A 13238-nucleotide genomic window follows, 5' to 3' on the forward strand; every position below is an offset into this window, starting at 1 on the left:
GGCGCTCCGGCACCGACAGCTTGAACGCCTTGCGGGATGAAGAGGAAAAGCTGCTCATGTCAGGCCTCCGCGCTGCGCCCCTTGAGCGCGAAAAGTCCCTGCGGCCGCTTCTGGATAAACAGCACGATCAGCACGAGGACGAAGATCTTGGCCAGCACCGCGCCGTAGAACGGCTCGATGAACTTGTTGATGATGCCGAGGCCGAACGCCCCGACGATGGTGCCGGCCAGCTGCCCCACCCCGCCGAGCACCACGACCATGAACGAATCGATGATGTACGCCTGCCCCAGGTCGGGGCCCACATTGCCGATCTGCGACAGCGCGCAGCCGCCCAGCCCGGCGATGCCGGCACCGAAGGCAAACGCGTAGCTGTCCACCTTCCACGTGCGCACGCCCACGCAGGCCGCCATGGTGCGGTTCTGCGTCGTGGCGCGCACGAACAGGCCCAGCCTCGTGCGGTTCAGCACGGCCCACGCCACGGCCACCACGGCCAGCGCGAACAGGATGATGACCACGCGGTTGTACGGGATCACCAGCCCTGCCATGGCATCGAAGCCGCCGCTCATCCACACCGGATTGGCGACTTCCACGTTCTGCGCACCGAAGATCGTGCGCACGGCCTGCATCAGCAGCAGGCTGATACCGAACGTGGCCAGCAGCGTTTCCAGCGGACGTCCATACAGGTGTCGCAGCACGATCCGCTCCAGCGCAAAGCCGACCACGCCGGCCGCCAGGAACGACGCCGGCAGCGCCGCCACCAGGTACCAGTCGAACGCATTCGGGGCATAGGCGCGGAACAGCGTCTGCACCACGTACGTGGCATAGGCGCCGATCATCAGGAATTCACCGTGCGCCATGTTGATGACGCCGATCAGCCCGTATGTGATCGCCAGGCCCAACGCGGCCAGCAGCAGCACGCTGCCCAGGCTCAGGCCCGCAAACAGGTTGCCCAGCAGTTCGGCGCGGCGCTGTTCGCTGCGCAGCTGGTCGATGGCCTTCTGGGCGGCCACGCGCACGTCTTCGTCGGCTTCCTTGTACTTGCCCGCTTCGTCCTTTTCCAGCAGCGGTATCAGCTTCTGGCGCGATTGCGGATTGCTGTCGGCGCCCAGGATGCGGATGGCATCGAGCCGGGCGTCGCGCGTGGCCTCGGTGCCCTGCGCCAGCACGGTATTGGCCCAGATCACGTCCAGGCGCGCCCGCAGCCCGGCGTCGGCCTCGGCCTTGCGGGCGGCTTCCACGGCGTCGCGCGACGCGTTCTCGGGCTGGTCGAACAGCGTGTTGATGGCCTGCGTGCGCACCGCGATATCCGGCGACTGCAGCAGCAGGCTGCTGGCGGCGCTATCCACGATGGTGCGCAGGCTGTTGTTCAGCGTCAGCGCTTCCAGCGCGTCGCTTTTCACGGCGACGGCCTTGCCGCTGATTGCATCGAGATACTTGTCACCGTCCTGACGCACCATGCCGACCGACGGCTCGTACTGCAGCGCATCGTCCTGCAGCGCCTTCAGGATCGGGCCAGCCTGCTCTGCCGGTGCCTGCGTCAGCTTGGTGAGCGCGGCGGTCTTGGCGTCGAAGTCGTCTTCGGCCAGCGGCTTCAGGTCGGCCTGCGTCAGCGGCGTGGCCGCCCAGAGCGGGGCAGCGGCCAGCAGCAACGCGGCAAACGTGGCGCACAGCCATGTTCGGATGGGTCGGTGCATTCAGGAGTCTTGTTTTGGCGCGATGGTTCGCGTCTTTGGATTGTTCGAAGTCACCCATTGTTTGCGCCCCTCTCCCGTGCATCGCGAGAGGGGTTGGGGGAGAGGGCCCGGCACGCCAAACGCTGGCGTCGCATCAGCCAAACGCCTGGCCTCTTCCCCCGCCCTCTTCCCGCAGGCGGGAGAGGGCGTCAAACGGCTTAGTTGCCGCCGACCTTGTCGGCCTTGCCTTCGTTACCCGCGATGAACGGGCTCCACGGTTGTGCGCGGATCGGCTTCGGCGTCTTCCAGACCACGTTGAACTGGCCGTCGCCCTTCACTTCGCCGATCATCACCGGCTTGTACAGGTGATGGTTGTCGCCCATGGTCAGCGTGAAGCCGTCCGGTGCCTTGAAGGTCTGGCCATACATGGCGGCGCGCACCTTGTCCACGTCGGTGGTGCCGGCCTTCTTCACGGCCTGGGCCCACATGTGGATACCCACGTAGGTGGCTTCCATCGGGTCGTTGGTCACGCGCTTGTCGCCGCCGGGCAGGTTGTTGGCCTTGACCCATGCCGCCCATTGCTTCTTGAAGGCGTCGTTCTCGCCGTTCTTGACCGACATGAAGTAGTTCCAGGCGGCCAGGTGGCCCACCAGCGGCTTGGTGTCGATGCCGCGCAGTTCTTCCTCACCCACCGAGAAGGCCACCACGGGCACGTCCTTGGCCTTCAGGCCGGCGTTGCCCAGTTCCTTGTAGAACGGCACGTTGGAATCGCCGTTGATCGTCGAGATCACGGCGGTCTTGCCGCCCTGCGAGAACTTCTTGATATTGGCGACGATGGTCTGGTAGTCGGCATGACCAAACGGGGTGTAGACCTCTTCGATGTCCTTGTCGGCCACGCCCTTGCTCTTCAGGAACGCGCGCAGGATCTTGTTGGTGGTGCGCGGGTACACGTAGTCGGTGCCCAGCAGGAAGAAGCGCTTGGCACCGCCGCCTTCCTTGCTCATCAGGTATTCCACGGCCGGGATGGCCTGCTGGTTCGGCGCGGCGCCCGTGTAGAACACGTTCTTGGACATTTCCTCGCCTTCGTACTGCACCGGGTAGAACAGCAGCGCATTGGTCTCTTCATAGACCGGCAGCACCGACTTGCGCGACACCGACGTCCAGCAGCCAAACGTGACGGCAACCTTGTCCTTGGTGATCAGCTGGCGTGCCTTCTCGGCGAACAGCGGCCAGTTGGAAGCGGGGTCCACCACCACCGGCTCAAGCTTGCGGCCCAGCACGCCGCCGCTCTTGTTGATCTCGTCGATCGTCATCAGCGCCACGTCCTTGAGCGATGTCTCGGAGATGGCCATGGTGCCCGACAGCGAATGCAGGATCCCGACCTTGATCGGTTCCTTCGTCTGCGCCATCAGCGGGCTGGTACCGATCATCGCTGCGGCGGCTACCGCCGACAGCTTCAGCATGTCACGTCGTTTCATTGCAGCTCCCATTTTGTCCAATTTGTCGTATGTGGTCAGGGACTACGCACCCCGGGTAACGCTTCTGCAACTAGCGTGCCAAGAATGGCGATACCCGCAAACCATTGCCAGGCAACGGCTGCGAGACAAATCGGATGGGACGGATGGGGAGCGCACCAGTAAGGTGCCAGGCTTGCGGAGTGCCCGGAACGGGCGTATGCACCGGCGTCGTGCATCGGCCCGATGCGGTGCATGGCGGGAAGGGATCGGTGCGCAGCGCACCAGAGGCAAGATTCCGGACGGGGACGCCGGTTCCCGCCCTCCCCGCCGCCGTCAGGGGGCCGCAGGGGAAAAACGCAATAAAAAACGGGGCCGCTGGCCCCGTTTCTTTCAGATACCGGTGACGACGGTCACTTGCTCATCCACGGCATCATGTTGGCGTTCATGTTGTGCATGATCCAGAGCGAGCCGGCCAGCACGATGAACAGGATCAGGGCCGTGAAGAGCAGAGCCATCACGTTCCACTTCTGGCCTTCCGAGCCGTCCAGGTGCAGGAAGTACTTCAGGTGCACGACGATCTGTACCACGGCCATGCCCAGGATGATCCAGAGCGTGGTGGCGCGGTCCATCGAGCCGTCCATCACGATCTTGAACGGGATCACGGTCAGGATCACCGCCAGCACGAAGCCGATCACATACGACTTGACGCTGCTGTGGCCGTGCGACGCGCCATGGGCGGCGCTTGCGTGTTGCTGTGCCATTTACATTGCTCCCATCAGGTAGACCACGGTGAACACACCGATCCAGACCACGTCCAGGAAGTGCCAGAACAGGCTGAGGCAGTTCAGGCGCTTGGCCACCACCGGGGTCAGGCCCTTCTTCGACAGCTGGTACATCAGCACGAGCATCCAGACCATGCCGCTTGCCACGTGCAGGCCGTGGGTGCCCACGAGCGTGAAGAACGACGACAGGAAGGCGCTGCGGCTCGGGCCGGCACCTTCATGGATCAGGTGCGCGAACTCGTTGATTTCCATCGCCATGAAGCCTGCACCCAGCAGGAACGTCACGGCCAGCCAGAACATCACGCGGCCACGCTGCTGGTTCTGCATCGACACCATGGCAAAGCCGTAGGTGATCGACGAGAACAGCAGGATTGCCGTTTCCACGAGCACGTAGTTGAGCTCGAACAGCTCCTTGCCCGTCGGGCCGCCCGCCACTTCGCCGCGCAGGACGGCGAACGCGGCGAACAGGCACGCGAACAAGATGCAGTCGCTCATCAGGTACAGCCAGAAACCGAAAATGGTGTTCTCGCTGGTGTCGTGATGGGCGTGGTCATGCGCCTCGTCGTGCGAGTGCGCATGCGCGGGGGCTTGCGCCCCAAAGCGGTCAAGAACTTCTGTCGACATCGTTATCAGCCCTGTGCAGCCACACGCTGCTGGTAGCGGGTTTCGATCTGCTCGACCTCGGAGGCCGGCACGTAGTAGTCGATGTGGTCATCGTTGGCGCGGCGGATGAACGCCACCACCATGCCCACCAGGCCAACGGCGGCCAGCCACCAGATATGCCAGGTCAGCGCGAAGCCCAGCGCCAGGCTCCAGGCACCCATGTAGAAGCCGGCAGCCGTGTTCTTCGGCATGTGGATCTGCGCGAAGCCGCTGGTCGGCAGCGTCTCGCCACGAGCCTTCATGTCGGCAAACGCGTCCAGGTCACGCACCACCGGGGTGTGCGCGAAGTTGTAGAACGGCGGCGGCGACGACACGGCCCATTCCAGCGTACGGCCACCCCACGGGTCGCCCGTCACGTCGGCCAGCTTCTTGCGGTCGCGGATCGACACAACGATCTGCAGCACCTGGAAGAAGATGCCCAGCGCCACGAACACCACGCCCACCACGGCCAGATGCAGCCAGGGCGTCCATTCCGGGTTGTTCGTGTGGTTCAGACGACGGGTCATGCCCATCAGGCCCAGCACGTACAGCGGCATGAAGGCGAAGTAGAAGCCAACGATCCAGCACCAGAAGGCGTACTTGCCCAGACGCTCGTTCAGCTTGAAGCCGAACGCCTTCGGCCACCAGTAGGTGATGCCGGCCAGGTAGCCGAACAGCACGCCGCCGATGATCACGTTGTGGAAGTGGGCGATCAGGAACAGGCTGTTATGCAGCACGAAGTCGGCTGCCGGCACGGCCATCAGCACGCCGGTCATGCCGCCGATCACGAACGTGATCATGAAGCCCAGCGTCCACAGCACCGGCGACGTGAACTGCACGCGGCCACGGTACATCGTGAACAGCCAGTTGAAGATCTTCACGCCCGTCGGGATCGAGATGATCATCGTCGTGATGCCGAAGAACGCATTCACGTTGGCGCCGGAGCCCATCGTGAAGAAGTGGTGCAGCCACACGATGAACGACAGCACCATGATCGCGCTCGTTGCGTACACCATCGACTTGTAGCCGAACAGCTTCTTGCCCGAGAACGTGGCGATGATTTCCGAGAAGATACCGAATGCCGGCAGCACCAGGATGTAGACCTCGGGGTGGCCCCAGATCCAGATCAGGTTCACGTACATCATGGCGTTACCGCCACCGTCGTTCGTGAAGAAGTGCATGTCGAAGTAACGGTCCAGACCCAGCAGGGCCAGCGACACCGTCAGCACCGGGAAGGCAGCCACGATCAGCACGTTCGTGCAGAAGATGGTCCACGTGAACACCGGCATGCGCATCAGGGTCATGCCCGGGGCGCGCATCTTCAGGATCGTCACCAGGAAGTTCACGCCGGTCAGCAACGTGCCCAACCCTGATATCTGCAAGGACCAGAGGTAGTAGTCCACCCCCACGCCCGGGCTGTAGTCCAGGCCCGACAGCGGCGGATAGGCCAGCCAGCCGGTACGGGCGAATTCACCAACCCCCAGCGAAACGTTGACCAGCAGTGCGCCGGCCACGAACAGCCAGAAGCTCAGCGTGTTCAGGAACGGGAATGCCACGTCGCGCGCGCCGATCTGCAGCGGCACCACGAGGTTCATCAGGCCCGTCATCAGCGGCATCGCCACGAAGAAGATCATGATCACGCCGTGGGCCGTGAACACCTGGTCATAGTGCTCGGGCGGCAGGAAGCCGGTGGCGCCATTGGTGGCAACCGCCAGCTGGGTACGCATCATGATGGCGTCGGCAAAGCCGCGCAGCAGCATGATCAGCGCCACCAGCGAGTACATCACGCCGATGCGCTTGTGGTCGACCGAGGTAATCCACTCGGACCACAGGTAGTTCCACTTCTTGAAATACGTGATCGCACCAAGCAGCGCCAGCCCGCCAAGGGCCACGCAGCTCAGCGTGATCATGATGATCGGCTCATGAAACGGAATCGCCGACAAACTCAATTTGCCAAACATCATTGCTCCTAGATTTGCGCGCCCACGGCCGGCTTGGCCGGCGTGGTCATGGATACACGCTCTTCGCCAAGCGTGTTACGCGACGTGCAGACCGGACCGCCATCGAAACCTTCGCGGGCCATGGCACGGCCGTCGTGCCCCATGTACTGATGCAGGACGCCGGTGAACAGGCCGTCTTCGACCTTGCCGAAGTAGGTCACCGGTTCTGCTTCGCTCGGCTTGGCCAGGACCTTGTAGTCCTCGGCGGCGAGCTGCTTGCTGGACGCGCGCACCTGCTCCACCCACTTGTCGAACTCGAAGTTCGACATGGCGATGGTCTTGAACTTCATGCCCGAGAAGCCGCCGCCGCTGTAATTGGCGGACATGCCGTCGTACGTACCGGCTTCATTGGCGATGAGGTGCAGCTTGGTCTCCATCCCGGCCATGGCGTACACCTGGCTGCCCAGCTGGGGGATGAAGAACGAATTCATGATCGAATCCGACGTGATCTTGAAGTTCACCGGCGTGTTCACCGGCAGCGCCAGCTGGTTGACCGTCGCGATCTTCAGTTCCGGATAGATGAACAGCCATTTCCAGTTCATTGCCACGGCCTCGACCTGCACCGGCTTGACGTTGGACTCAAGCGGCTTGTAGGGGTCGAGATCGTGCGACGACTTCCAGGTGATGATGCCCAGCGCGATGATGATCAGGCAGGGGATCAGCCAGACCACGACTTCGATCTTGGTCGAGTGCGACCAGTCGGGATCGTAGGTGGCCGACGTGTTGCTGGCGCGATACTTCCACGCGAACACGATCGTCAGGATGATCACGGGCACCACGACCAGCAGCATCAGCCAGGTGGCGATCAGGATGATGCCCTTGATGTCGACGCCGACTTGCCCTTTCGGGTTCATCAGCGCGAAGTCGCAGCCGGCCAGCAGGAGCAGGCCAAGGCAAGGCAGGTACCGCATCAGGCGCGGCATTGTTGATGTGTTCATGTCACGACGGTCTGGTTGCGCCACGCCTGTGCACAAGCGAGGCACTGCCGCCTGCTGCACGGGGCAACGGGCTGGCTGGGCTGGGAAAAACCGGGGACGTGTCCAAAGCTGGCGCAAGCGTTGATGGGGCGAGCAAGCGCCGGCGGACCATGCGGCCGGGCAACGCCATGAGCGCGGCTGGACAGCAACTGACGACTGCGTGCGCGAAACGCCGGGGGCGGAAGCGTGCGCTGAGGTAACCGACTGCCTGAACTGCGATCGTTCCCGGTTCGGAGCAGCCACCGGGACAAGCGTTGTGTCACGATGCTCACGCGATTTCCGCCTGCTTTTGACCCACCCACCAGCGCAGCGAGCACGGTCTCCGAGCGGATATCGCATTACTTAAAACATCGTTGGCCGCGAATGTACCGCAACGCAACATTGCGGGTAAACCCAAACACAACGGAAACACTGTTCTTTTAACCGGACAATGTTTTTGATGTCGCACAAAGGAAACAGATCACGCCGTGAACGTCTTTGTCATGCGATTCTTCTGGACAAAAGAAAGGGGCCGCGTTCTAGCGGCCCCTCCATCCTGCCCCGCCGCCACGCGTTACGAGTAGCGCCGGCTGATCGATTCCGCCACGCAGACCGGACGATCGCTGCCTTCGCGCTCGATCGTGACTTCCCACGTCGATTGCGCACCGACCAGGCCGTTCGGCATCGGGTCCAGGCGCTCGACCTTGAGCAGCTTCACCCGCGCACGCAGCTTGCTGCCGACCGGCACCGGCGAGGTGAACCGTACCCGGTTCAGCCCATAGTTGACGCCCATCTTCACGCCTTCCATATGGATCGCGTTCTGCATGAACTGCGGCAGCAGCGACAGCGTCAGGAAACCATGCGCCACCGGCGCGCCGAACGGCGATTCCCGTTTGGCACGCTCGACGTCGACGTGGATCCACTGGTGATCGCCGGTCGCCTCGGCAAACAGGTTCACCTGCTGCTGCGTGATCTCGGACCAGTCGCTGACGGCCACTTCCTGGCCCTGGAGGGATTCCAGTTCTTCCAGCGATGCAATGGTGCGCATATGACTTGTCTCCTGTTTGGTGTCGTCTGTCTTGTCGTCTGTCTTGTCGTCTTGCTTCGTTCCGTGTTGATCAGGCCGGACGGCGCTTGTACATGCCCATGCCCTTGACCGTGACCACCACCTCGCCCTTCTGGTTCGTGCCGACCCACTGCGTCAGCACCACGCCGCGGTCGGGCTTCGAACCCGAGGGACGCTTCTCCAGTACCTTCAGCACGGCGGTCAGCGTGTCGCCGGCATAGACCGGCTTGATCCAGCGGACTTCGTCCACGCCGGGCGATCCCATGCTGGTCGAGCGGTCGCCCATCGACTGTACCAGCAGGCGCATGATGATGCTGCAGGTCATCCAGCCGCTTGAAATCAGCCCGCCGTAGATGCTGCTTTCCGCGGCGGCCTTGTCGACATGGAACGGCTGGGGGTCGTACTGGCGTGCAAACGCGAGGATCTCCTCCTCGGTGACGTGGTAGCTGCCGAGCGGGATCTCGCTGCCGACGACATAGTCTTCGAAGTACATCTTGCTGGACATCGTGAGCTCCAAAGCAAAAAACCGCGCTCGGGGTCTCCGGCGCGGTTCAGGTCAAACGCTACGATCAGGCGGCTTCCTGGAAGCCCGGCTGGCTCGCGAAGCGGCCCAGGTGATGGTCCACGTCGCCAAACGTCGTGTTGATCAGTGTCAGCCGCTTGAACATGTGCGCGGCCGGCAGTTCGTCGGTCACACCCATGCCGCCGTGGATCTGCACGGCCTCCTGGCCAACCGAGCGAGCCGCCTGGCCCACACGCGCCTTGGCGGCAGACACGTAGCGGCGGCGTTCTTCCGACGTGGATTCCTCGAAGCGGGCAGCAGCCAGCAGCGTGATCGAGCGCGACTGCTCGGCATGGATGAACATCTCCACCATGCGGTGCTGCAGCGCCTGGAAGCGCGCGATGGGTACGCCGAACTGCTGACGCGTCTTGGCGTATTCGAGCGTGGCGGCGTTCAGCATGTCCATGACGCCCACGGCCTCGGCGCACAGCAGCACAGCGGCGTAGTCGGCCGTTGCCTCCAGCACGTCAAAGCCCTTGCCTTCGGCGCCCAGCAGCGTGGCCGGTGCGTCCGCAAACGTCACGTCGGCGGCGCGCAGGTTGTCGATCGTGCGGTAGTCCTTGACGCTGACGCCGGCACCGTTGGTATCGACCAGGAACAGCGAGATGCCGTCGCGATCGGACTGGGCGCCACTGGTGCGGGCCGACACCACCAGCTTGTCAGCCTGGGCGCCGTGGATCGCCACCACCTTGCGGCCGTTGAGCTTGCCGCCCTTGGCCGTCACCGTGACGTTGTTCAGCTCGTAGCGCGCCTGCGGCTCGTTGAACGCCGTGGCCAGCTTGACCTCGCCGCCCGCCACCTGTTCCAGCAGCGCCTCCTGGCCACCGGCCAGCTTCAGCGCATGCGCGGCCACCACGGTGGCGAAGTACGGTTCCACAACCAGGCCGCGGCCCAGTTCCTGCTGCACCACCATCATGTCGACGGCCGTGCCCGAGAAGCCGCCCTGCGCTTCCGGCACCGGCAGCGCGGTCAGGCCCAGTTCCACCAGGGCGCCCCAGGCCTGCTCGCCGTAGCCGGCGTCGGTCTTGATGTTCTTCTTGCGCGATTCGAAGTCGTAGCTCTTCTCGACAAAACGGCGAATCGCGTCGGCCAGTTGCTTCTGTTCGTCGCTGAGATTGAAGTTCATGTTGCGTGTCTCCTCACAGCCCCAGAATCATCTGGCTGATGATGTTCTTTTGAATTTCGTTGGAACCACCGTAGATCGACGTCTTGCGGTAGTTGAAGTAGTACGCGGCCAGCGGCGCGGCATCGTCGTAGCCGGTGACGGCATGGTCGTGCTCGCACTCGAGGTAGGCGGTGTCGAACGGTTGGGCGTACGGGCCCACGGCCTCCACCATCAGCTCGGTCAGCAACTGCTGGATCTCCGTGCCCTTGATCTTGAGCATCGACGCCTCGGGGCCAGGGCCCTTGCCAGCGGCTTCGCTCGACACCACGCGCAGCACCGTGATTTCCAGCGCCATCAGCTCGATTTCCAGCGCGGCCACCTTGGCGCCGAACACCGGATCGGCCAGCAGCGGCTTGCCGTTCTTCTGCTGCTGACGCGCCACGCGCTTCAGGAAGCCCAGTTCGCGCTTGGAATTGCCCACGCGGGCAATGCCGGTACGCTCGTGGCCCAGCAGGTACTTGGCGTAGGTCCAGCCGCGGTTCTCTTCGCCCACGCGGTTCTCGACCGGCACCTGCACGTTGTCGAAGAAGACTTCGTTCACCTCGTGCTCTTCGTCGAGCATGATGATCGGGCGCACGGTGATGCCCGGCGTCTTCATGTCGATCAGCAGGAACGAGATGCCTTCCTGCTTCTTGGCTTCGGGGTCGGTGCGCACCAGGCAGAAGATCATGTCGGCGTGCTGGCCCAGCGTGGTCCAGGTCTTCTGGCCGTTCACGATGTAGTGCTTGCCGTCCGACGTCAGTTCGGCGCGCGTCTTCAGCGACGCCAGGTCGGAACCCGAGCCGGGCTCGGAATAGCCCTGGCACCACCAGTCGGTGCAATCCAGGATACGCGGCAGGTAGTACGACTTCTGCTCGGCGTTGCCGTACTTCATGATCACGGGTGCGACCATCGCCACGCCGAACGGCAGCACGCCAGGCGCGCCGACGCGGGCATTTTCCTCGTCCCAGATATGGCGTTGCGTGGCGTTCCAGCCCGTACCGCCGAACTCCACCGGCCAGTGCGGCACCGACCAGCCCTTGCCGGCCAGGATCTTGTGCCAGCGCACCAGATCGTCGCGGTTGGGGCGGCGGTGATTGAGCACCTTTTCGCTGATTTCCGCCGGCAGGTTGGCTTCGAGCCAGCTGCGCACTTCCTGACGGAAGGCGTTGTCCGCCGCCGAGTAGTTGAGATCCATGCCCGTCTCCATAGGTGGTGCCGGCGGGCGCCGGCCGATTGTTTTACCTGCGCATCGCTGCGCTGGTAAAACCGGGCACAGGATGCTTGTTCAGTGGGCCGTCTGCTTCAATGCATCCGGCACGATGAGCGGAAAGGTGTCGATGCCCTCTTCAGCCAGCGCCTGCACATCCTCGGCGGTGGCCGAACCGCGAATCCCGCGTTCGGGCGCCTCCTCGTAATGCATGCGCCGCGCTTCCTCCACGAAGCGGTCTCCCACGTCCTCGGTCTGTGCCAGCACCTGCCGCACGGCCTTCAGGTAGTGCGCCTGCAGCGCCTGCATCATCTGCCGGGCTTCGGCCTTGCCTGGTTCGCCATCGCGGCCCTGCGTCGGCGCCGGCTTCGCGGTGGCACCCGAAAGGTTCAGGCGCGGCGCGCTGGGCAGGCGGCTGACCGCATGGTCGCCACAGACCGGGCATTGGACGAGGTCGCGTGAAATCTGCGATTGCGCATCTTCCTCCGAGGCAAACCAGCCCTCGAAACGATGGTCTTGCGCACAGCGCAAATCGAGCACCTTCATGATCTTTCCAGCCCGTCGGGGCAATGTTAGCCGTGAATCGAAATTTTGTGAACGGTCGTGCTAATTTTTTTGCAGCCGTTTTTGCCTGGCAGGATGCGTCGGAAACACAATCCGGCCAATGGCAGCCCATTTGGGCGCAGAGCCTTGAAAAATCAAGGGAAAACCCGTGGTCCGCGCCTCGGCAAGCTTAGCAGCAAAGCGGCGTTCTAGCCGGCCGCCCGCGCGCCCGGGAACGGCGGTTCGATCTGCTCGCCGGGTTGCCAGGCGCCGGAGGCGATCTTCTCCAGCCAGAACGCGCCGATGATCGTCTTCACGTCGGTAATGCGGCCCTGCCGCACCCAGTCGATCACCTGCCCGACGGGCGTGACGAACGTCTCCAGGAATTCGCCGTCGTCGAGCTTCGACTCCCCTGCCGTCAGGTCGCGCGCCAGGAACAGGTCGATAAACTCGGTCGAGTAGGAAATCACCGGATGGATGCGCGTCAGGTAGTCCCAGCGCGTGGCGGTATAGCCGGTTTCCTCCAGCAGTTCCCGCTTGCCGCAAACCAGCGCACCCTCTTCCGGGTCGAGCTTGCCGGCCGGGAATTCGAGCATGACTTCGCCCACCGGGTAGCGGAACTGGCGCTCCATCAGCACGGTGCCATCGTCGAACAGCGGAATCATCATGACCGCGCCGGGATGCAGCACGTACTCGCGCCCGGTCTGCTTGCCGTCGGGCAGGCGCACGATGTCTTGCTTGAGGGTCAGGAATTTGCCGCGGTGAATGGTCGCCGAAGCAACCGGCGTTTCGCGGAGATGGTCGTCCGAGACTTCGGATGACTGGGGGGAAGCGGGAGAAATCTTGTCGGTCATGCGCGCTCCGGGGATGACACGGGCCGGAGCAGGCAAGCCCTCAGGCCGTGCGATGTTTGACCAGGTATTGCCAGGTGAAGCCCGGGAAGGCGAACACCAGCATCATGCAGGCAGTGATGGCGTAGAACTGCCAGCCCTGCGGGAATGCGTTGCCAAGGCCCGCTTCCACCGCAAAGCCGGCGATGCCGGCCACCACGTACCAGACGAAGAGTTCCACAACCCGCAGCCACAGCGGCTTGCGGGCCCACTTCAGGCCCACCGCCGCAAACAGGCGCTGGTTGACGAACGGCAGGTTGGCACACACCAGTGCCAGCAGAATGACAAACCAACCGCCCGCCGAGGAACTCAT

13 protein-coding genes are annotated in these 13238 nt (G+C 63.5%); all 13 read right to left on the reverse strand.

Annotated elements, in window-relative coordinates; genetic code table 11:
- Nucleotides 1-59 precede the first annotated feature (59 nt).
- Nucleotides 60-1694 carry an urea ABC transporter permease subunit UrtB gene (gene urtB, locus A9J21_RS20255; RefSeq protein WP_066738961.1) on the reverse strand — a complete coding sequence of 545 codons (1635 nt, stop codon included), beginning with the start codon at nt 1692-1694 and terminating at the stop codon, nt 60-62.
- Between the two features lie 197 nt (nt 1695-1891).
- Complete coding sequence (gene urtA, locus A9J21_RS20260) at nt 1892-3151, reverse strand: urea ABC transporter substrate-binding protein (protein ID WP_066738962.1); 1260 nt, start codon at nt 3149-3151, stop codon at nt 1892-1894.
- Between the two features lie 389 nt (nt 3152-3540).
- Complete coding sequence (gene cyoD, locus A9J21_RS20265; RefSeq protein WP_066738963.1) at nt 3541-3891, reverse strand: cytochrome o ubiquinol oxidase subunit IV; 351 nt, start codon at nt 3889-3891, stop codon at nt 3541-3543.
- Nucleotides 3892-4536, reverse strand: coding sequence for a cytochrome o ubiquinol oxidase subunit III (gene cyoC / locus A9J21_RS20270; protein ID WP_066738964.1), 645 nt, complete (start codon nt 4534-4536; stop codon nt 3892-3894).
- 5 nt (nt 4537-4541) lie between these two features.
- Entirely contained in the window at nt 4542-6515 is a 1974-nt protein-coding gene (gene cyoB / locus A9J21_RS20275; protein ID WP_066739032.1) for a cytochrome o ubiquinol oxidase subunit I, read from the reverse strand.
- Nucleotides 6516-6523: 8 nt separating this feature from the next.
- The gene (gene cyoA, locus A9J21_RS20280; protein WP_082926532.1) at nt 6524-7492 is read right to left on the reverse strand and encodes a ubiquinol oxidase subunit II; all 969 of its coding nucleotides are present in this window, start codon (nt 7490-7492) and stop codon (nt 6524-6526) included.
- Nucleotides 7493-8084: 592 nt separating this feature from the next.
- The gene (locus A9J21_RS20285; protein WP_066738966.1) at nt 8085-8558 is read right to left on the reverse strand and encodes a MaoC family dehydratase; all 474 of its coding nucleotides are present in this window, start codon (nt 8556-8558) and stop codon (nt 8085-8087) included.
- 70 nt (nt 8559-8628) lie between these two features.
- Complete coding sequence (locus A9J21_RS20290; protein WP_066738967.1) at nt 8629-9081, reverse strand: MaoC family dehydratase; 453 nt, start codon at nt 9079-9081, stop codon at nt 8629-8631.
- 64 nt (nt 9082-9145) lie between these two features.
- Nucleotides 9146-10264 carry an acyl-CoA dehydrogenase family protein gene (locus tag A9J21_RS20295; RefSeq protein WP_066738968.1) on the reverse strand — a complete coding sequence of 373 codons (1119 nt, stop codon included), beginning with the start codon at nt 10262-10264 and terminating at the stop codon, nt 9146-9148.
- Nucleotides 10265-10277: 13 nt separating this feature from the next.
- Nucleotides 10278-11480: an acyl-CoA dehydrogenase family protein gene (locus A9J21_RS20300; RefSeq protein ID WP_066739033.1), complete on the reverse strand. Its 1203-nt coding sequence runs from the start codon at nt 11478-11480 to the stop codon at nt 10278-10280.
- Nucleotides 11481-11570: 90 nt separating this feature from the next.
- On the reverse strand, nt 11571-12038 hold the full coding sequence (locus A9J21_RS20305) for a DUF1178 family protein (protein WP_066738969.1): 468 nt from the start codon (nt 12036-12038) through the stop codon (nt 11571-11573).
- 206 nt (nt 12039-12244) lie between these two features.
- Nucleotides 12245-12889 (reverse strand): NUDIX domain-containing protein, encoded by a 645-nt coding sequence (locus A9J21_RS20310; RefSeq protein ID WP_066738970.1) that lies wholly within the window; start codon nt 12887-12889, stop codon nt 12245-12247.
- A gap of 40 nt (nt 12890-12929) precedes the next feature.
- The gene (locus tag A9J21_RS20315; RefSeq protein ID WP_066738971.1) at nt 12930-13238 is read right to left on the reverse strand and encodes a DUF2818 family protein; all 309 of its coding nucleotides are present in this window, start codon (nt 13236-13238) and stop codon (nt 12930-12932) included.

The sequence above is a fragment of the Cupriavidus sp. D384 genome (assembly GCF_001652915.1).
GTDB lineage: Bacteria > Pseudomonadota > Gammaproteobacteria > Burkholderiales > Burkholderiaceae > Cupriavidus.

What these genes read in the sequence shown, in the direction of transcription:
- urtB (WP_066738961.1), bottom strand. Translation starts at nt 1,694, where the DNA reads ATGCACCGACCCATCCGAACATGGCTGTGCGCCACGTTTGCCGCGTTG.
- urtA (WP_066738962.1), bottom strand. Translation starts at nt 3,151, where the DNA reads ATGAAACGACGTGACATGCTGAAGCTGTCGGCGGTAGCCGCCGCAGCG.
- cyoD (WP_066738963.1), bottom strand. Translation starts at nt 3,891, where the DNA reads ATGGCACAGCAACACGCAAGCGCCGCCCATGGCGCGTCGCACGGCCAC.
- cyoC (WP_066738964.1), bottom strand. Translation starts at nt 4,536, where the DNA reads ATGTCGACAGAAGTTCTTGACCGCTTTGGGGCGCAAGCCCCCGCGCAT.
- cyoB (WP_066739032.1), bottom strand. Translation starts at nt 6,515, where the DNA reads ATGTTTGGCAAATTGAGTTTGTCGGCGATTCCGTTTCATGAGCCGATC.
- cyoA (WP_082926532.1), bottom strand. Translation starts at nt 7,492, where the DNA reads ATGAACACATCAACAATGCCGCGCCTGATGCGGTACCTGCCTTGCCTT.
- A9J21_RS20285 (WP_066738966.1), bottom strand. Translation starts at nt 8,558, where the DNA reads ATGCGCACCATTGCATCGCTGGAAGAACTGGAATCCCTCCAGGGCCAG.
- A9J21_RS20290 (WP_066738967.1), bottom strand. Translation starts at nt 9,081, where the DNA reads ATGTCCAGCAAGATGTACTTCGAAGACTATGTCGTCGGCAGCGAGATC.
- A9J21_RS20295 (WP_066738968.1), bottom strand. Translation starts at nt 10,264, where the DNA reads ATGAACTTCAATCTCAGCGACGAACAGAAGCAACTGGCCGACGCGATT.
- A9J21_RS20300 (WP_066739033.1), bottom strand. Translation starts at nt 11,480, where the DNA reads ATGGATCTCAACTACTCGGCGGCGGACAACGCCTTCCGTCAGGAAGTG.
- A9J21_RS20305 (WP_066738969.1), bottom strand. Translation starts at nt 12,038, where the DNA reads ATGAAGGTGCTCGATTTGCGCTGTGCGCAAGACCATCGTTTCGAGGGC.
- A9J21_RS20310 (WP_066738970.1), bottom strand. Translation starts at nt 12,889, where the DNA reads ATGACCGACAAGATTTCTCCCGCTTCCCCCCAGTCATCCGAAGTCTCG.
- A9J21_RS20315 (WP_066738971.1), bottom strand. Translation starts at nt 13,238, where the DNA reads ATGAGTTCCTCGGCGGGCGGTTGGTTTGTCATTCTGCTGGCACTGGTG.